22 protein-coding genes and 1 tRNA gene are annotated in these 17,786 nt (G+C 71.0%); 11 read left to right on the forward strand and 12 right to left on the reverse strand.

Annotated features, from left to right (window positions below; translation table 11 throughout):
- Window positions 1–30: 30 nt before the first annotated feature.
- A complete protein-coding gene (locus SM447_RS05330; protein ID WP_474571586.1) occupies window positions 31–747 on the reverse strand; it encodes a DUF4386 domain-containing protein in 717 nt (238 codons plus the stop codon).
- 81 nt (window positions 748–828) lie between these two features.
- Here SM447_RS05330 and SM447_RS05335 point away from each other — a divergent pair, with 81 nt between their 5' ends.
- From SM447_RS05335 to SM447_RS05360, 6 genes are all read left to right on the forward strand, one after another.
- The gene (locus SM447_RS05335) at window positions 829–1,527 is read left to right on the forward strand and encodes a TetR/AcrR family transcriptional regulator (RefSeq protein WP_474571587.1); all 699 of its coding nucleotides are present in this window, start codon (window positions 829–831) and stop codon (window positions 1,525–1,527) included.
- Window positions 1,528–1,599: 72 nt separating this feature from the next.
- Window positions 1,600–2,445: a trypsin-like serine protease gene (locus SM447_RS05340; protein ID WP_474571588.1), complete on the forward strand. Its 846-nt coding sequence runs from the start codon at window positions 1,600–1,602 to the stop codon at window positions 2,443–2,445.
- Between the two features lie 208 nt (window positions 2,446–2,653).
- On the forward strand, window positions 2,654–2,956 hold the full coding sequence (locus SM447_RS05345) for a DUF5808 domain-containing protein (RefSeq protein WP_474571589.1): 303 nt from the start codon (window positions 2,654–2,656) through the stop codon (window positions 2,954–2,956).
- A gap of 323 nt (window positions 2,957–3,279) precedes the next feature.
- Window positions 3,280–4,344 (forward strand): DUF2332 domain-containing protein, encoded by a 1,065-nt coding sequence (locus SM447_RS05350; protein ID WP_474571590.1) that lies wholly within the window; start codon window positions 3,280–3,282, stop codon window positions 4,342–4,344.
- A 219-nt stretch (window positions 4,345–4,563) separates the two neighbouring features.
- A complete protein-coding gene (locus tag SM447_RS05355) occupies window positions 4,564–5,019 on the forward strand; it encodes a VOC family protein (protein ID WP_474571591.1) in 456 nt (151 codons plus the stop codon).
- Window positions 5,020–5,104: 85 nt separating this feature from the next.
- Entirely contained in the window at window positions 5,105–5,902 is a 798-nt protein-coding gene (locus tag SM447_RS05360) for an aminoglycoside phosphotransferase family protein (RefSeq protein ID WP_474571592.1), read from the forward strand.
- Window positions 5,903–5,947: 45 nt separating this feature from the next.
- On the opposite strand, the gene SM447_RS05365 is transcribed toward SM447_RS05360, so the two are convergent.
- Window positions 5,948–6,379 carry a MarR family winged helix-turn-helix transcriptional regulator gene (locus SM447_RS05365; protein ID WP_474571593.1) on the reverse strand — a complete coding sequence of 144 codons (432 nt, stop codon included), beginning with the start codon at window positions 6,377–6,379 and terminating at the stop codon, window positions 5,948–5,950.
- An 88-nt stretch (window positions 6,380–6,467) separates the two neighbouring features.
- On the opposite strand from SM447_RS05365, the gene SM447_RS05370 reads away from it, so the two are divergent.
- A complete protein-coding gene (locus SM447_RS05370) occupies window positions 6,468–8,261 on the forward strand; it encodes an ABC transporter ATP-binding protein (RefSeq protein WP_474571594.1) in 1,794 nt (597 codons plus the stop codon).
- 24 nt (window positions 8,262–8,285) lie between these two features.
- Here the strand turns inward: SM447_RS05370 and SM447_RS05375 are convergent, their stop codons facing one another.
- Window positions 8,286–8,906 (reverse strand): TetR/AcrR family transcriptional regulator, encoded by a 621-nt coding sequence (locus SM447_RS05375; RefSeq protein WP_474571595.1) that lies wholly within the window; start codon window positions 8,904–8,906, stop codon window positions 8,286–8,288.
- A 119-nt stretch (window positions 8,907–9,025) separates the two neighbouring features.
- On the opposite strand from SM447_RS05375, the gene SM447_RS05380 reads away from it, so the two are divergent.
- Window positions 9,026–9,886, forward strand: a complete 861-nt coding sequence (locus tag SM447_RS05380; RefSeq protein ID WP_474571596.1) for an SDR family oxidoreductase — start codon at window positions 9,026–9,028, stop codon at window positions 9,884–9,886.
- Window positions 9,887–9,934: 48 nt separating this feature from the next.
- Here the strand turns inward: SM447_RS05380 and SM447_RS05385 are convergent, their stop codons facing one another.
- Window positions 9,935–10,708: a hypothetical protein gene (locus SM447_RS05385; RefSeq protein ID WP_474571597.1), complete on the reverse strand. Its 774-nt coding sequence runs from the start codon at window positions 10,706–10,708 to the stop codon at window positions 9,935–9,937.
- 277 nt (window positions 10,709–10,985) lie between these two features.
- Here SM447_RS05385 and SM447_RS05390 point away from each other — a divergent pair, with 277 nt between their 5' ends.
- Complete coding sequence (locus SM447_RS05390) at window positions 10,986–11,240, forward strand: hypothetical protein (protein WP_474571598.1); 255 nt, start codon at window positions 10,986–10,988, stop codon at window positions 11,238–11,240.
- On the opposite strand, the gene SM447_RS05395 is transcribed toward SM447_RS05390, so the two are convergent.
- The 3 genes from SM447_RS05395 to SM447_RS05405 form a co-directional block, all read right to left on the reverse strand.
- The gene (locus SM447_RS05395) at window positions 11,225–11,482 is read right to left on the reverse strand and encodes a Txe/YoeB family addiction module toxin (protein WP_474571599.1); all 258 of its coding nucleotides are present in this window, start codon (window positions 11,480–11,482) and stop codon (window positions 11,225–11,227) included. The genes SM447_RS05390 and SM447_RS05395 overlap by 16 nt on opposite strands.
- On the reverse strand, window positions 11,479–11,754 hold the full coding sequence (locus SM447_RS05400) for a type II toxin-antitoxin system Phd/YefM family antitoxin (protein WP_474571600.1): 276 nt from the start codon (window positions 11,752–11,754) through the stop codon (window positions 11,479–11,481). Before SM447_RS05400 ends, SM447_RS05395 begins: the two co-directional genes overlap by 4 nt.
- A 138-nt stretch (window positions 11,755–11,892) precedes the next feature.
- Window positions 11,893–11,964 (reverse strand) — tRNA-Lys (locus tag SM447_RS05405).
- Window positions 11,965–12,104: 140 nt separating this feature from the next.
- Here SM447_RS05405 and SM447_RS05410 point away from each other — a divergent pair.
- Both SM447_RS05410 and SM447_RS05415 read left to right on the forward strand, forming a co-directional pair.
- Window positions 12,105–12,590 carry an anthrone oxygenase family protein gene (locus SM447_RS05410; RefSeq protein ID WP_474571601.1) on the forward strand — a complete coding sequence of 162 codons (486 nt, stop codon included), beginning with the start codon at window positions 12,105–12,107 and terminating at the stop codon, window positions 12,588–12,590.
- A 52-nt stretch (window positions 12,591–12,642) separates the two neighbouring features.
- Complete coding sequence (locus tag SM447_RS05415) at window positions 12,643–13,692, forward strand: NAD-dependent epimerase/dehydratase family protein (RefSeq protein ID WP_474571602.1); 1,050 nt, start codon at window positions 12,643–12,645, stop codon at window positions 13,690–13,692.
- A 95-nt stretch (window positions 13,693–13,787) separates the two neighbouring features.
- On the opposite strand, the gene SM447_RS05420 is transcribed toward SM447_RS05415, so the two are convergent.
- From SM447_RS05420 to SM447_RS05440, 5 genes are all read right to left on the reverse strand, one after another.
- Window positions 13,788–15,044 (reverse strand): hypothetical protein, encoded by a 1,257-nt coding sequence (locus tag SM447_RS05420; protein WP_474571603.1) that lies wholly within the window; start codon window positions 15,042–15,044, stop codon window positions 13,788–13,790.
- 60 nt (window positions 15,045–15,104) lie between these two features.
- On the reverse strand, window positions 15,105–15,797 hold the full coding sequence (locus SM447_RS05425; protein WP_474571604.1) for an ABC transporter permease: 693 nt from the start codon (window positions 15,795–15,797) through the stop codon (window positions 15,105–15,107).
- Window positions 15,794–16,612 (reverse strand): ATP-binding cassette domain-containing protein, encoded by an 819-nt coding sequence (locus tag SM447_RS05430; RefSeq protein WP_474571605.1) that lies wholly within the window; start codon window positions 16,610–16,612, stop codon window positions 15,794–15,796. The genes SM447_RS05425 and SM447_RS05430 overlap by 4 nt, the downstream gene beginning before the upstream one ends.
- On the reverse strand, window positions 16,609–16,947 hold the full coding sequence (locus SM447_RS05435; RefSeq protein WP_474571606.1) for a PadR family transcriptional regulator: 339 nt from the start codon (window positions 16,945–16,947) through the stop codon (window positions 16,609–16,611). The genes SM447_RS05430 and SM447_RS05435 overlap by 4 nt, the downstream gene beginning before the upstream one ends.
- 116 nt (window positions 16,948–17,063) lie before the next feature.
- On the reverse strand, window positions 17,064–17,783 hold the full coding sequence (locus SM447_RS05440) for a PP2C family protein-serine/threonine phosphatase (protein ID WP_474571607.1): 720 nt from the start codon (window positions 17,781–17,783) through the stop codon (window positions 17,064–17,066).
- Window positions 17,784–17,786: the final 3 nt, after the last annotated feature.

Consider the following 17,786-nt stretch of genomic DNA (forward strand, 5'->3'; position numbering starts at 1 on the left):
GGGCGACCCGATCCGGGGCCGGCGCGGTCGTCAAGCGGGTGACCCGGCGGTGAGCGGCGGGGTGGGCGTCGCGGGCGGGGTCTCGGTGAGCGCCCGCCTCCGGACGCCGAAGATGATCAGGTAGCCGAGGATCCAGAACTCACCCACGGTGGCGGGGACCACCAGCAGGTCACCGACGACCCCGGCGCCGGGTGCGAGGTATCCGACGAACGTCATGAGTACGTAGCCGACACCACCGGCGACGAGGATCCAGCCGAGGGCCTGGGGCAGCCAACCCGAACGCAGCACGCACCACCCCATCGGGACCAGCCAGAGGCCGAAGAAGATGCCGCCCACCGACCACAGGTTCTCGCTGATCAGGTAGAGCAGCTGGACGGTGTCGCCGGCTCCGCCGGTCCCGCCGGTGGCCACCGCGACGGCCGTACCGAGCATGGCGGCACTGCCGAGGATCACGACGGCGTTGACCAGGCCGAAGGCGGCGATGCTGCCCGCCGCGGTGCTGTCGACGGCGCGGAACAGGCGGTGGAACCAGACGGCGGCGAGCGTCTGGGTGAGGGCGATGAGCAGTTCGAGAGCCACCCCGAGTCGGGCCAGCGACTCGTGGGCCACCAGGTTGGCGAGGGTCGCGTCGGCGTCACCGGCGTCGAAGAGCATCGGGCGGATGGTGAGGAATCCCAGTACGCCGGCGATGCCGAGCCCGAGATAGAACAGTCCGGTCGTACGGGCGGTGCGGATCAGCGGATGCATGGTGACTCCTTCGGTCGCGGCGGTTCGGTGTCGGGCCAGCCTTACGTCGTAAGGCAACCATACGTTGTAAGGTCAAGGAAGATGGAGAGCCGAATGGGAGCGAAGAAACCTCGGGAGCCGCTGAGCCGTGAGCGGGCACTGACCACCGCCATCGCGCTGGTGGACACCGAGGGCATGGCGGCGCTGACGATGCGCCGACTCGCCGCCGAACTCGGTGTCGAGGCGATGTCGCTCTACCATCACCTGCCCGGCAAGGAGGGACTGCTGGCCGGCCTCGTCGACGCCGTCATCGCCGAGATCGCCGCGGCCGCCGACCGGGCCGAGGCCGACGCGGCGGGTGGTGACTGGCGCACCCGGCTGCGTCTGCGTTTCCTCGCCGCCCGCGCGGTCATGCTGCGGCACCCCTGGGCACCCGCGCTGCTCAGCTCCCGACAAACCATCCCGGCCGGCGTGTACGGCTACTACGAGGGCACCCTCGCGATCCTGATCGACGGCGGTTTCTCGTACCGGATCGCCCACCGGGCGTTGCACGCCTTCGGCAGCCTGGCGCTCGGATTCGCCCAGGAGGTCTTCCGGCCCGCCCCGGACGAGGAGATCGACGCCGACGCCGCAGCGGCGGAGCTGGCCGCGCTGGCCGAGCAACTGCCCCACCTGGGGGCGATGGTCGCGGCCGAGATGCACGACGCCGCCGATCCCACTCTCGGCTGGTGCGACAGCCAGACCGAGTTCGAGTTCACCCTCGACCTGCTCTTCGACGGCCTGGAAAAGGCACGGGCCTGACGCGTCCCGGCGTCGCGTGTCCAGGCGTCGCAGGCATGTGACGAAAGGGCAGCTCAAGGCGCTGAGACCGGTATGAGACTACTGCGCCGCACCCTCGCCGCGATCGTCGTGTCGACGTTCGCGTTGATCGCCACGGCCACACCCGCGGCCGCCATCACCGGCGGCGAACCCGACGGTGACCGCCACCCCAACGTCGGCCTGATCCTTTTCTACGACGAGACCGGCCGCTACCGCTGCTCGGCGACGCTGATCTCGCCGACCATTCTCCTCACGGCCGCGCACTGCACCCTCGGCACGCTCGGCAAGACCCTGGTCACCTTCGACTCGGTCATCGCCGAAGCGCCGCCGAACCCGCTTCCGGTGGCCGCCGACCCGAGCGTCGGCTACACGGCCGAGGAGCTGGCGGCGGCCGGTCACCTCGCCGGCACGGCGCTCACCCACCCGCAGTACTCGGACTTCACCGACCTGGACAACTGGAACGACGTCGGCGTCGTGGTGCTGGACGAGCCGGTCACCGGGATCGCCCCGGCGACGGTGGCGCCCGCCAACTACCTCGACCAGTTCGCCCAGCCCAGGCTCAACAAGACCGTCTTCGACCTGGTCGGGTACGGCACCGAGGTCCGTAAGCCGGAGTCGGGTGCGCAGAAGCCGCAGCCGATGAGCTACCCCCTGCTGCGTCGCTACACGACCTCCCCCGGACAGAAGCTCACCCCGCAGGTACTGCAATTGAACGGCAACCCGAACGACGTCCGTGCCGGTGGCGGCACCTGCTTCGGTGACTCGGGCGGCCCGACCTTCCTGAACGGGCACCTGGTGGCGGTCACCAGCTACGGCTACACCAGCAACTGCCGCTACCTGGGCGGCTACCAGCGGGTCGACATCCCCGTGGTGCAGGACTGGCTCGCCACCATCGGGTGACGCGCCGGCCCCGCTGGCGGGTGCCACTCGGCCGGCACCCGCCAGCGGGGCGTTTCCCACGGCGCGACCGGCACCGATCCGCCGCGCCTCCTGGCCGGCGACGCCATCGAGATCGGTCCCGAGGTCGCGCCGCCGTCGCCGCCTTCGGAGCGGAGGGCCCGGCTGCTACCCGCACATCGGTCAACCCGACTGGCCGTAACCTGGGGCCATGACCCTTACAGCCAAGCTCATCGCTGCGGCGGCGGGTGCCCTCGCGGGCGCGGCGGTCGTCAAGGAGCTGAAGAAGCCGTCGGAGCGGCGCACGTGGCACGGCGACGTGACCGGCGTGCCCTACGACTTCCGCCCGCCCACCGTCCAAAAGCTGCGTAGGACGGCCTGGGATCCGGACGACCCCCGGGTTCTTGTGCCGCACGCCTTCGGAGTCGGCTGGAGCCTCAACTTCGCCCGGCTCGCCGAACTGGTCCAACAGGTGGGTCGCCGGGAGGACGGATGGTCGAGCGGGAGACGCTGACGGGCGGGGGGCGTCAACGAGGTCGTCCGGATCGGTGACACGGTCCGCCGCCCCACCGGCCCTGGTCGATCCGCGTCCACGAACTGCTGCGGCACCTGGCCACGCAGGGCTTCGCGGCAGCCCCTCGGGTACGCGACACCAGTGAGCCCGGGTTCGAGATCCTCGACTTCCTGCCCGGCGAGGTGTCGAATTATCCGCCCACCGCCCCGGCGCGCTCGGCCGAGGCGCTGGAGAGCGCGGCTTCGCTGCTCGGGCGGTAGCTGTGTGCACCGTCTCCTGCGCCGGCACTCGTCCGGCCGGGAGGGCGCTCCTACCGTCAGATGATGCGTGACATCGACGACGTGGCGGACGCGTTCCGCACCGCGCGCGGATTCGACAGCTCGCCGCTGTACCGCCGGCTGCTCACCGTCGTCGCGGAAGACGAGGCGTTGCTCGGCCTGGCCGCGTTCACCCGTCACGGGCAGCAACCCACGTTCGCGCTCTTCGGCGCCGTCCACCACCTGCTGCTGGCCGGCGTACCCGACCCGCTGGCGGAGTACTACCCCTCGGTCGTCGGCGACCGCGCCCGCCCGGTCGACGCCGGGACCGGTGCCGCCTTCACCCGCTTCTGTCTGGCGCACGCCCGTGAGATCACGTCGATCCTCGGTTCGCGCCTGGTACAGACCAATCACGTGCAGCGAGCGGTGGTGCTCCGACTCGGCCTGGCGCTACTGCGCCGCGCGACATCGGCACCGGTCTGCGTCGTCGAGGTGGGTTGCAGCGCGGGGCTGAACCTCCGTGCCGACCGCTACGCCTACAGCGCTGGTGGTACGACCTTCGGCGACCGCAGCTCGAAGGTCCACATCGACGTCCAGGTGCCGGACGCTGGCCTGCTGCCCGACCTAAATCACCTGCCGGAGATCGCCGAAGCGGTCGGGATCGACCTGGCGCCACCCGACCTCACCGACCCCGACGACCGGGCATGGTTGCGCGCGCTCGTGTGGCCGGAGAATTCGCACCAGGCCGAACAGTTGCGGGCGGCCATCGCCGTGGTGGCCGCCGATCCGCCGCGCATCCTGGCCGGCGACGTCATCGAGGTAGGCCCCGAGGTCGCGGCCGTGCTTCCGCCGGGGCTGCCCCGACTCGTCGTGCACACCGCGACCCGGATCCACGTACCCGCCGACCGACGTCCCGCCTTCGACGCCGCCGTCGCCGCCTTCGGAGCGGACGGCCCGCTGCTGCACCTCGCCCTGGAGGACGAGCAGCTCGTCGCGCCCTCGGGCCGGCCCGGCTGTGGCCTCACCGCCACCGACGCGACCGGCAGCCGGACCATCGCCGTCGCCGACGGCCACCTTGGCTGGCTGGAGCTACTTCCCGCACTGGACGACCTGCACCTGACCGCCGGCTAGCGGCGCCAAGCCGGATTCCTGGGCGGCGCATCGCGCCGGGGCCGGGCGGGAACCAGTGCGGCTCCGCCCGCCTCGGCGTCCGACGTGAACTTGATGGTGAAGGTGCCGGTCGTCTGTCGGCAGCGGAAGCGGTCCACGGACAGGCCCTGCTCACCGACCGGCTGTGCGTTGCGGTGCGGTGTCCGGACTTCTGTCGTAGCCGCCTGAGAGGGTCCATACATGGAGATGGCATGGCAGCTGGTGATCGACTGCGCCGATCCTCGCCGACTGGTCCCCTTCTGGGCGGAAGCGTTGGGATACGTGCCTGAGGCGCCACCGGGCGGCCACGAGACGTGGCGCGACTACTGGTTCGACATGGGCGTGCCCGAGGACGAGTTGCCACCGGGTGCCGGGGACGTGCCGGAGTCTATCGTCGATCCCGCTGGACGCGGTCCGCGGATCTGGTTCCAGCAGGTGCCGGAGCCGAAGGCCGGCAAGAACCGCCTGCATCTCGACTTGAAGGTCGGCGGCGGGCGCGACGTGCCGCTGGCGCTTCGCACCCAGCGGGTCAACGCGACAGTCGAGCGGTTGACGAGGGCCGGGGCCGACGTGCTTCGCGTCAAGGATGAGCCGGACATGGCGTTCTACGCGGTGGTGTTGCAGGATCCGGAGGGCAACGAGTTCTGCGTCGTATAGTGCCTGGCCCACCGAAAGCGTGCGTCGTACGGTCATGGTCCGGTCCCGGCCAGTGGTCGGACGTGGATGCGGCGGGGGTGGGTGGATGGTCGAGCGGGAGACGCTGACGGGCGGGGGCGTCAACGAGGTCGTCCGGATCGGTGACACGGTCCGCCGCCCCACCGGTCCCTGGTCGATCCGCGTCCACGAACTGCTGCGGCACCTGGCCGCGCAGGGCTTCGCGGCGACGCCACGGGTACGCGACACCAGTGAGCCGGGCTTCGAGATCCTCGACTTCCTGCCCGGCGAGGTGTCGAACTATCCGCCCACCGCAGCGGCGCGCTCGGCCGAGGCGCTGGAGAGCGCGGCTGCGCTGCTCAGGGCGTACCACGACGCGACGGTCGAGTACGCCCGGCGGGCGCCACGCGCCGGTTGGCAGGTCGCGCCGACCGAGCCCGTCGAGGTCATCTGCCACGGCGACTACGCACCGCACAACTGCGTGCTCGACGGTGACCGGGTCGTCGGCATCATCGACTTCGACCACGCCCAACCCGGCCCCCGGATCTGGGATGTCGCCTACGCGGCGTACCGGTGGGTGCCGATGACCGCGCCGGGAAACGCCGACGGTTTCGGCAGCACCGAGGAGCAGGCCGCGCGGTTGCGGACGTTCTGCGACCGCTACGGGCTGGACGACCGGGCACGGGCGGCGTTGGTCGACGTCACCGTCGCGCGGCTGCACGCGCTGGTCGACTTCATGCACGCCCAGGCGGCCGCCGGCAGCGCCGCCTTCGCCGGCCACCTCGCCGACGGACACCACATCCAGTACCTCAACGACGCTGCGTACATCCTCGCCCGGCGGGCGGTCTTCGAACGTGGCCTCAGCGTGGCGTCATCGGGCCGCTGACCGGCCGGGCTCCGACCGCGAGCGGCACGCCCGGCTGCGCTCGGCTCAGACGATGAGCGTACGCAGGATGCGGGCCAGCTCGGCCCGGTCGGCGGCATCGAGATGGCCGAAGAAGCGGTCCGCCTCGTCCCGGCGGGCCGTCCGGATGGCGGCGCTGACCTGGCGGCCCTCCTCGGTGAGCGCGACCAGGGTGGCCCGCCGGTCGGCCGGGTCGGGTCGGCGGCTGACCAGCCCACGGGCCTGAAGGTCGTCGACGACCTCGGTGGCCGAGCGGGGTGCGATGCGCAGGTGCTCGGCCAGCGTGCCCGGGCGTACCTCGCCGTGCCTCGCCAGCACCCCGAGCGCCCGGGACTGGCTCGGGGTGACGTCCCATGGCGCGAGCGACTCCCGGATCTGCCGCCGCAGTCGGGACTCCACCGCCCAGAACGTCTCCGCCAGGCTCTCGTCGCCAGCGCCGTCGGCGATGTGTTCGGTCACGGGAATACCGTACCAGTCAGTGCGGTTGTTACCTCATGATGAGGTAACCTCAGCATGTCTCCGATCCCCGACCGAAAGGCAGTGCCACTTGGAACCCATCCCGTTGGGCCGCGAGCGCGGCCACCGCACCCTCACCGCCGAAGAGAAGACGCAGGCCCGCCAGGTGTCGCTGCGCCGCATCGGTCGCCTCTTCACGCCCCACCGGCCCGCCCTGGCCGCCGTCACCGCGATCATCGTGGTCTCCTCGGTCATCGCGATGGCCAACCCGTTCCTGCTGCGCACGGTGATCGACCGTGCCCTGCCGCAGGGCGACGTGACCCTGCTGGTCTGGCTGGTCCTCGGCATGGTCGCCGTGGCCGCCGTGACCGCCGCCCTCGGCGTCGTGCAGACCTGGATCTCCACCCAGGTCGGGCAGCGGGTCATGCACCGGCTGCGTACCGACGTCTTCCGCCATCTCCAGCGGCAGTCACTCGGCTTCTTCACCCGTACCCGCACCGGCGAGGTGCAGTCCCGCATCACCAACGACATCGGTGGCATGCAGACGGTGGTCACCTCCACCGCCACCGCCGTCGCGTCCAACCTCACCACCGTGGTCGCGACCGCGGTCGCCATGCTGGCCCTCTCCTGGCAACTCTCGCTGGTCTCGTTGGTCGTGCTGCCGCCGGCGATCTGGCTGACCCGCCGCGTCGCCCGGATGCGGCGCGAGATCACCGCCCAACGCCAGCGCGAACTCGCCGACCTCAACGTCACCGTCGAGGAGGGGCTGTCGATCAGTGGCGTGCAGCTCGCCAAGACGCTGGGCACCGGACCGGCACTGGTCGACCGGTTCACCGCCTCGTCGGCCCGGCTGGTCGACCTGGAGCTGCGCAGCGAACTGGCCGGCCGCTGGCGGATGGCCTCGATGAGCATCATCTTCGCCGCCGTACCGGCGGTCATCTACCTCGCCGCCGGCCTGCCCGGCACCGCCGGCACGCTGAGCATCGGCACCCTGGTCGCGTTCACCGCCCTCCAGAGTGGCCTGTTCCGGCCGCTGATGGGGCTGCTCAACGTGGGTGTCTCACTCGCCGCGTCGCTGGCGCTGTTCGCCCGGATCTTCGAATACCTCGATCTGCCGGTCGACGTGGCCGACCCCGCCGAACCGGTCCGGCTCGACCCCGCCCGGGTACGCGGACACCTGCGCCTGGACGACGTGACCTTCACCTACCCGGGCAACGACACCGCCGCGCTCGCCGGGATCACCCTCGACGTGCCCGCCGGCACCAGCCTCGCTCTGGTCGGCGAGACCGGCTCCGGCAAGAGCACCCTCGCCGGGCTGGTCAGCCGGCTGTACGACCCGACCGCGGGCCGCGTCACCATCGACGGCGTCGACCTGCGGGACCTGCGCCTGGCCGACCTGGCCACGATCGTCGGCGTGGTCAGCCAGGAGACGTACCTGCTGCACACCACCGTCCGGGAGAACCTCCGCTACGCCCGCCCGGACGCGACCGACGCGGAGATCGAGGACGCCGCCCGCGCCGCGCAGATCCACGACCTGATCGCCGGGCTCCCCGACGGGTACGACACCATGGTCGGCTCGCGCGGCCACCGGTTCTCCGGCGGCGAGAAGCAGCGGCTGGCCATCGCGCGTACGCTGCTGCGCGACCCGCGCATCCTGGTCCTCGACGAGGCCACCAGCGCGCTGGACACCGAGACCGAACGGGCCGTGCAGCGGGCGTTCGACGTGCTCGCCGAGGGGCGTACCACGGTCACCATCGCGCACCGGCTCTCCACCGTCCGCGACGCGGACCAGATCGCGGTGCTCGACCACGGCCGGGTCGTCGAGGCCGGCGACCACCACAGCCTGCTGGACCGCAACGGCCGCTACGCCAACCTGGCCGGCTGAGCGCCGCTCAACACCGACGCCGGCTCAGTGGCCGGACGGGCGTGGGCGTAGGCCGTCGAGGGCGGTGGTGACGACGCGGTCGGTGTACTCGACGGTGAGCGGCCCCGCACGGTGCAGCCACCGGTTGAGCACCGGTCCCCAGATCATCTCCACGGCCACGTCGAGGTCGAGATCCTCGGCGAGCTGCCCGGCCCGTTGTGCGCTGCGCAGCCGTTGCCGCTTGGCCTCCTTCAATGGCCCGTCGAGCCGTTCGGCGTAGGCGGCCGCCAGCTCGGGGTCGTGCGCGATCTCGGTGGCCAGCGCGCGCATCGGCTGGTCGTACCGGGGATCGTTCAACTCGTCGACCGTGGCGCGCAGCACCGCCGTCAGGTCGGCGGCCAGGTCGCCGGTGTCGGGCAGCGCCGGGGGCGCACCCTCCGCACCCTCACTGAGCATGAGGAAGGCGTCGAAGATGACCGCCCCCTTGGACGGCCACCAGCGGTAGATGGTCTGCTTGCCGACGCCGGCACGCGCGGCGATGCCCTCGATGCTGAGCTTGGCGTACCCGACCTCCTGGAGCAGATCGAACGCCGCGGTGAGGATCGCCCGTCGCGAGGCCTCGTTTCGGCGTGCCGTGCTGGGCGTCGCGCCGCGCTGTGCCGTCATACGCCCAGCCTACCAAGGTGAGACGGACCGTCTCGTCTTGACGGGTGAGTGGAGGAGGTCTAGCCTCTGGATCGAAGCGAGACGGACCGTTCCGTCTCGCAGCTATTGAGGGGTCATACATGCGTAGCTCCGCCAGCACCACTCCGCGTACCTGGTTCATCACCGGCGCCAGCCGTGGCCTGGGCCGGGCGTTCGTTGTCGCGGCGCTCGAACGTGGCGACCAGGTGGTCGCGGCCGCGCGGACCGTCACCCGGGACGACTTCGATGAGCGGTACGGCGACCGGCTGCTCGCCCTACCGCTCGACGTCACCGACCGGGCGGCGGTCCTCGCCGCCGTGAGCACCGCGGTCGAGCACTTCGGCCACCTCGACATCGTCGTCAACAACGCCGGCACCATGTCCATGGGAATGATCGAAGAGTTCACCGAGGCTGAGGCGCGCCGCCAGTTCGAGGTCAACGTCTTCGGGGCGCTCTGGGTCAGCCAGGCCGTGCTGCCGCACCTGCGCGCCCGACGCGCCGGCCACATCGTGCAGATCTCCAGCATCGCCGCACTCGGCGGCTTCCCGAGCACCGGCATGTACAGCGCCAGCAAGTTCGCTCTCGAAGGCATGAGCGAGGCCCTGGCGATGGAGGCGGCGGCCTTCGGCGTCAAGGTCAGCATCGTGCAGCCCGGCGGCTACTGGACCGACCTGTACACCAGCATGACCTCCACCAGTCCCATCGACGCCTACGGGCCGTTGCGCGCCGAACTGGAGCGACAGTGGGCGGAAGGCTCGATCGACAGTGAGCCCCGGCTGGCCGCCGAGGCGCTGCTCAAACTGGTCGACAGCGACGACCCGCCGCTGCGGCTCCTGCTCGGGAGCATGGTCTACGACCTCGCGTTCGACATCTCGCGCCGGCGGATGGAGACCTGGGCGGGCTGGGAGCAGGTCAGCCGGGCCGCCGAGCATGCCGTCCCGGCCCCCGGCGGGGCGCACTGATGGCCCACACGTAGCGGCGATGCGAACGCCAACGGTCGGAAAGGTGATTCAGGAGCCGGTCTCCTGGTATCGGCGGAGCGCGGCTTCGGCGAGCTGGGTGAGGTGTCTGTCGCCGCCGGGTTTGTTGCCCTGCTCCTGAACGACCACCAAAGTGGTTCCGATCCGGACAAGTATGCTGCCGCATTCCAGCGTCCCAGAACCGGACGTCCTACGGCAGCCGAGGCGAATGCTGTCGTCGCCGAGCCGCGGCCCTGGCGTCATGCCAAAGCGGTACCTGTCGCCGGCACCAGGGCCGGACGACACGACGACGGTGGGGCAACGGCGGATGATGGTTCGCAGGTCGGCCAGGGCTTGTTGCGCACCGTCACCAGCGTAGGTCCTGATGACTTCGTTCCCCACCCAGAGGCCGTCGGGGCCCGCGTCATAGCTGACCGTTGCGGCGGCCATCGCTGACGGAGTCACGGTCAGCTGTGTGGCCGACAGCAGCGGGATCATGCTGTCCGAGCAGGACGTGTCGACGCGTGGGCGTTGCTGTCCGGCCTCCGGCGGCATGACGGTCGCGATGTCCACAGTGAAGCCGGACGGCACCGAGTCCGTGGACAGCAGGCGGGCGGACAGCGTGGCCGAGTAGCCGGGCCCACCGGTCGCCGGCACCTCCGGGGAAACCGGCTCCGCGGGCGTGGCCGAGCTCGTCGCCTGGGTTGTGGAGGGTTTCGTTTCGCCCGCTGACCGATCGGCTGTACGGGCCGTCGAAGAACCGCACCCTGTCACCATGAGTACGGTCGCCGCCGCAACCGACCTACGCAGCCCCATCCAGTTCACCGGGCAGACCCCACCTCTCGCTACGAAACACGTCAGGCTACTAACGCTCGGCGCTTCCGTCGGTCCTCCTGGCTAGCGACCGCAAGGCCGCCGCGTTCGCCGAATTCTTCCGGGTCCTGCGGCCGGGCGGACGACTCTCCATCTTCGAGTCCATCAACCGCTTTCCCCTACAGCACCGCCCCAACGAGCTGTTCGGCCGGTACGGCTCGCCGGTGACGACTTGCTCGCCAAAGTTCGCGACGTGTAGCGGGCCGGCACCGAGGAAGCCGTGCGGCCGATGGTCGACTTCGACGAACGCGACCTCATCGGCTGGGCGGTGGCTGCGGGCTTCGGGGCCGTGGAGCTGGACTACCGCGCCCAACTCGACGTGCCGGCCGAGCCGATCGCCGACTGGCAGGCGCTCAAGCACGTCGCGCCCAACCCTCTGGCACCCACATACGGCGAGGCGATCGCTGCCGCGCTGACGGACCTACGGACTCGGTCGGACGGCCGACGCTCCCGCTTCCAGCCGGTCCGCTATCGGTCGCCGTAGTGGTATCGGCAGGCGACGATCTCGACGTCGTCCTTGGTGATCCGGTAGACGAGCCGGTGTTCGCGATCGATTCGGCGGGACCAGAAGCCGGACAACTCTCCCCGCAAGGGCTCCGGCTTGCCGATGCCCTCGTACCCGTTGCGCATCACGTCCGCGATCAGGTCGTTGATGCGCTTGACCAGCTTGCGATCGGTGTGGCTGAGGTACTGGCTCCATGCTGTCGCGGTGAAGACCAGCCTCACGCAGCGTCCCGCCCGGCGTCCGGGTCGATCAGCTCCCGCTCGGCCGTGTCGCCCTGCTCAAGCTCCGCGATCGATCGGCGAAGGGCAGCGGCGTTGCTCGGGCTGCGCAGGAGGTATTCGGTTTCCTTCATCGACTCGTACTCGGCGAGCGACACGATCACCACCGGCTCGTGGCCAGACCGGGTCACCACCACTTCCTCGGCGTCGTCGATGACGCTGTCGAGTTCGGCGGCCAGGTTCTGGCGTAGCTGGGTGAAGTTCACGGTCCGCATGACCACCTCCAGGGCAAGTACAGAAAACTGTACCTCAGAGTCTCTGCCTTGCTCCTGGTTGATGCCGTACTTCGCTGCTGTACGAGCCGTGCTGACAAGGACAGCGACCCCATAAAGGGCCGCTGAGCTGCAAGAGAGTGGGCCGCCAGGGACTCGAACCCTGAACCTATGGATTAAAAGTCCACAGCTCTGCCATTGAGCTAGCGGCCCGCGCGCTCAGGTTACCGGACACCGGCGGGAGCGGCCTCGCGGCTTCCGGGGGTCGGCGTCGATGCCTGGGCGGCGGGTCCGGGCAGGGGTGGACGTCGGCTGGCAGGATCGGTCGGGTCCGATGCCGTCTGGAGGTTCGCATGCCGGAATCCGTCCTCGTCGCCGTCCTGGCCGGGGCGACGCTGACCACCGGGCTGGTGGCGGGGCTGTTCTTCGCGTACGCCTGCTCGGTGATGCCGGGTCTGGCCGCGACCGACGCTCGGACGCTGATCGGCACGATGCAGTCGATCAATCGGAAGATCATCAACGGCTGGTTCCTGTCGGCGTTTCTCGGTGGGCCGCTGCTCGTGGTGGTGGCCGTCGTCGGGCATTTTGGCACCGGCGGCGCGGTGCTCGGCTGGCTCCTCGCGGCGCTGGTCGGTCATTTGATCATGCTCGGGGTTACGGGGCGGTGCAACGTGCCGCTCAACAACCGGTTGGAGGCCGCCGGGCCGGTCGACGGGATCACCGACCTGTCGGCGGTACGGGGGTGGTTCGAGGTGCCCTGGGTGCGCTGGAACATGGTCCGGACGGTCAGCTCGGTCACCGCCTTCGCCTGCCTGATCGGTGCGCTGCTCGCCCGGTGAGGAGGGCCTGGCCGCCGCGCTTGGAAAGCGGCTGACCGGGTACGGACCGGGCATGCGGATCGTGGTCGTGGGAGCGAGCGGGAACGTCGGTTCGGCGCTGCTGCGCCGGTTGCGGCGCGAGCGCGACGTGGAGATCGTCGGGGTGGCGCGACGGTTGCCGCCGGAGGGGGCGGGTGAGCCGTACGACGCGGTGCGGTGGCACTCCTGCGACATCGGCCTGGCGGGCGCGGCGGACGAGCTTGCCGGCATCTTCGCCGGTGCCGACGTGGTGGTGCACCTGGCCTGGCAGATCCAGCCCAGCCACGACCAGCACGTGTTGCGCCGGACCAACGTCGGGGGCAGTCGGGCGGTGATCGACGCGGTGCTGCGGGCCGGGGTGCCGGCGTTGGTGTACGCCTCGTCGGTCGGTACCTACGCGCCCGGTCCGAAGGACTCGCCGATCAGCGAGCGCTGGCCGGCCACCGGGGTGCCCGGGTCGTCGTACAGCCGGGACAAGGCGACGGTGGAGGAGATGCTCGACGGCATCGAGCGGAGCCATCCGGAGTTGCGACTGGTGCGGATGCGACCCGGGTTGATCTTCCAGCGGGAGGCCGGCACCGAGATCAGCCGCTACTTCCTCGGCCCGCTGGCGCCGGTGCGGCTGCTGCGGTTCGGTCGGCTGCCGCTGGTGCCGACGAACCGGCGGCTACGGATGCAGGTGGTGCACGCCGACGATGTGGCTGACGCGTACGCCCGGGCGATCATGGGTGACGCCCGCGGCGCCTTCAACGTCGCCGCGGACCCGGTGCTGACTCCCGAGCTGGTGGCCCGGCACTTCCATGGCTGGACGGTGCCGGTGGCCGCCCCGGTGCTGCGGGCGGCGGCGGCGCTGACCTGGCGGGCCCGGCTGCAACCGGTCGACGCCGGCTGGGTGGAGCTGGCGCTCAACGCGCCGCTGATGTCCAGCGAACGGGCCGAGACCGAGCTGCGTTGGCGTCCGAGCGTCGACGCGGTCAGCGCGCTGCGGGAACTCTTCATCGGCATGGCCGAGCGCGCCGGTACCATCAGCCCGCCACTGTCCATCGCACCCACCTTCCCGGCCGGCGAGGGCAACCCCTACTGACCCCCACCCTTGTTGACCAAGAGGTCTCGGTCGGGAAACCGCCCCCGACGATGACGCAAACTTCTTGATCAACCAGGACAGGGTGCGCAACAGGGTCAGCGGATGGTGGAGGCGGTGAAGGTGGGCTTGCCGGAGCCCTGGAAGAAGATGCCGGGGTGGGTCTGGAAGCCGTGGCTGGGGTTGCGGCGCAGGGTCGAGTTCTCGATGCGCAGGGTGCCGGTGCGGTTGTTGCTGACGAAGAAGATCGCGCCACCGCCCTCCTTCGCGTCGTTGCCCTCGATGGTCGTGCCGGCGATGCGTACCGAGAACTCGTTGCCGTCGCAGTAGATCGCCCCGCCGCTGCCGCCGCCAGGCGTGCCGGAACGGGCCGGGTTGGCGCCCTCGCCGACCGCCGCGTTGTCGCGCAGCACGCTGTTGAGCACCACCCACGAGACGCCGATGCTGCTCAGCGCGCCGCCGTTCGCGCAGGAGCCGCCGGTGAAGGTGCTGTTGACGACGTACACCGGCTGGTCGTCGTGCTGGTCGAGGACCCGGATCGCGGCCCCGCCCAGGTCCGGGCCGGTACGGTCGCAGCGGTTGCCGACGAAGCGCGAGTTGACCACCTTGAACCGGCCGCCCCGCACGAAGATCGCGCCACCGCCGCCGCCCTCGGTGCGCTGGCCGGTGGCGTCGCCGTCGGCGAAGGTCAGGTTCTGCACGGTCAGCTGGGGGTGATCCTGGTTGTCGCAGTGCGAGGTGGTCCAGCCCTGCAGGGCGTCGCAGGTGTTCATGTAGAGGATGCGCCGCTTGCCCTGCCCGCTGAGGGTGACCTTGCCGCCGCCGTCGAGCACCACCTTCGGTCCGTTGGCGTTGCGCACCTTGGCGGTCGCGGTCATCCGGATGGTCACCGGGTCGGGCCCGCAGTCGAAGGTGATGATTCCGCCGGCCGCGACGGCCCGGACGACGGCGGCGGAGGTGCAGCTGGCGGCGGTGCCGTTGCCGACGGTACGGGTCGGCTTCGACGTGTCGACCGCCCGCGCCGCCGCCGGTACGGCGACCTGGCCGGTCGGGTTGCCGGCGTCGGGTACGCCCTGGGAGGTGCCGGGCCGGGTGGAGCTGCCATCGCCCTCGGGGCTGCTGCCCAGGCCGGTGCGGGCCGGGGCGGTGGCCTGCCCGTCCGGTCCCTGCTCGACCCCACCCGGCGGTGCGGAGGCCGCCGGGTCTCCGGCCGGTTCCGAGGCGGCCGGATCGGTACCGCTGTAGGGTGCCTGGCCGCTACGCGGGTCGGCGCGCGGCACCGACGGACTGCACGCGGTCAGGACGGCGACGGCGACGCCGGCTGCGACCACGGCGGTGAGGGATCTGAGGCGCACCCCGTGATGCTAGGTCCTCTGTCAAAGATCCCAACCTGCCGTGGGCGGCGAATCTTGGGATCAGGCGATCGGTATGTGGTGCAGGTGCCGTCGGCGGCGCAGTCGGACCCCGAAGACACCCGCCACCGTCACGATCAGCAGCACGGTGACCACCAGCCCGTGCAGGATGCCCCGGGTGAGGTAGCCGTCGTCGGTGTGGTCCACCGCCCAGGTGCCGATCTCCCGGCTGGACCAGAACGGGGTCAGCTTCGCGCCCGCGTCGGCCGGATCGAGCAGCATCTGCATCGCCACCACGGTGAGCAGCAGCAGGGTGCCCTCCAGTTCGCGGGGGAGCAGGGCACCGATCAGCATGCCGAACGGCGCGGCCACGGCCACACAGCAGAGCATCGCCACGGCGATCCCGCCGTACCGCAGATTGTTCGCGTCCACGACGGTGAGCAGGAAGAACGGCACCGCGATGGCCAGCCCCAGCGCCCACAGGCCGAGCATCCGTCCGACGTAGAGGTGGTACGGCCGGTAGCCGGCCAGCCGGAGGCGGGGCTCCAGTTCGCGGGCCGCGCTGGTGGCGAAGAGCGCCGCGGTGCTGACCGCCCAGCTGATGCCGAGCAGCAGCGCGCGTACCGACTGCCCGACGTAGGAGTCGCGCCGGATCAGCCAGAAGGTCAACGGCATCAACAGCAGCAGCAGGAGTACGCCCCGACGGCGCGCCAGCTCCCGCAGCGTCATCTCGGCGACGGTGACCAGCCGGTTCACGATCGGCCTCCCTGATGGGCGGGGGTCAGGTCGAGCACCATGTCGACCCGGTCGAGCTGGTTGAGCAGGTGGGTCACCACGACAATGGCCCGGCCCTCGTCGCGCAGCCGGGTCAACTGGTCCCACAGGTTGACGTAGCTGCCCTGGTCGAAGCCCTGGTACGGCTCGTCGAGCAGCAGCACGTCCGGCTCGGTCAGGGTGGACATGGTGAGGTTCAGCTTCTGCCGCGTGCCGCCGGAGAGGTGCCGGGCGAGTACGCCGTTCTCGGCGTCCCAGCCGAGGTGTCGGGCCGCCGCGCGGCCAGCCTGCCGGGCCGGTCCCCGTGTCAGCCCCTGACCGGCACCCACCAGCACGAAGTGCTCGTCGGGCAGCAGGAAGTCGGCCGTGCCGCCCTGCTGCGGACAGTAGCCGAGCCGACCCGAGACGGTCACCTCACCGGCGTCCGGTGAGACCAGGCCGGCGCAGATCCGCAGGAAGGTGCTCTTGCCACAGCCGTTCGCGCCGACCACTGCGGCGATCTGTCCGGCCCGTACGGTCAGCGACGCGTCACGCAGCACGACGCGCCGGCCGTACCGCTTGGTGATGCCCGCGGCGTGCAGCCGGACGGGGCCGGGACGCGGGCCGGGCGCGATGCCTACGCTCTCCACGATCGCGGCGGCGTACGCCTGCGGCGAGCCGAAGACCAGCCACGGATCGCCGCCGCCCTCGCGCAGGTGGGTGGCCGCCTCGGCGACGACGTGTCGGGCGGTGTCGACGCCCACCCGGCGCTGGTGCAGCTCGGCCGCGAACGCCCGCAGCCAGTCGTCGACATTCACCCGTCGACCCCCTTCGTGACGATGCCGGTCACCGGGGCCACGAACGCCAACCAGGCGTTGCCGCCGTGCTGCAGCGCCGCTCGCCCCTCGTCGGTGAGTTGGTAGTACTTGCGGGCCGGACCGGAGCCGCCCTCCCGCCACCGCGCGGTGACCAGCCCGGTGCGTTGCAGCCGCAGCAGCACCGGGTAGAGCGTGCCGCCCTGGATCGGCCCGACGCCCGCGGCGTCGAGCGACTGGGCGAGCTGGTAGCCGTAGGACTCGCCGTCGCGCAGCAGGGCGAGGACGCAGAGGTCGAGCACCCCGCGCAGCCACTGCCCCCGACGGTCGGAATCCACCCGCCGAACCCTAGTGTCGCTATCTAGATAGCACAACTACCTAGTACGGCGACCTGGCCGCACCGCGCCGTGCACCGAGCACGGGCGGTGGGCCGGCAGATCGACGCCGGTGCGGCTCAGCCGGCGACGACGTCGGAGATCACGACGGTCACGTTGTCCGGCGCGCCGGCCTGGTGGGCGAGCTTCACCAACTGCTCGCCGCACTGGTGGCGGTCGGCGTGCAGCCCCAGAGTGGCGGCGATCGCATCGTCGGCCACGTAGTCGGAGAGCCCGTCGCTGCACAGCAGCAGCCGGTCTCCGGCGGCCACGGTCACCGCGCCCATCGTCGGCGGCGCGTCGGCGCCCTGCACCGCCCGGGTCACCAGCGAGCGCTGTGGGTGGTGGCGAGCCTGGTCGGGGGTGAGGGCGCCCTGGTCGACCAGCGCCTGCACGAACGTGTCGTCCCGGGTCAGCTGGCGCAGTTGGCCGTCCCGGAGCAGATAGCAGCGGGAGTCACCAACCTGGGCCAGCACCAGCGTGTCCCCGGCGAGCAGGGCGGCGGTCAGCGTCGTACCCATGCCGTCGCGCGCGGGATCGGCGGTGATCGCCGAGTGGATGCGCTGGTTGGCGGTGCTCACCACGGCGCGCAGCGCCTCGGCGGCGGCATCCGGTGTGGTCGGCGGGACCAGCTCGTCGAGGATCCGGATGACGATCTCACTGGCCACCTCGCCGGCGGGCAGCCCACCCATGCCGTCGGCCACCGCGACGAGGCGCTCGCCGGCGAGGGCGGAGTCCTCGTTGTTGGTCCGGACCAGACCGATGTCGTTGAGGATGGCCGAGCGGAGGATCAGCGTCATGGG

The organism is Micromonospora aridisoli, assembly GCF_056150025.1.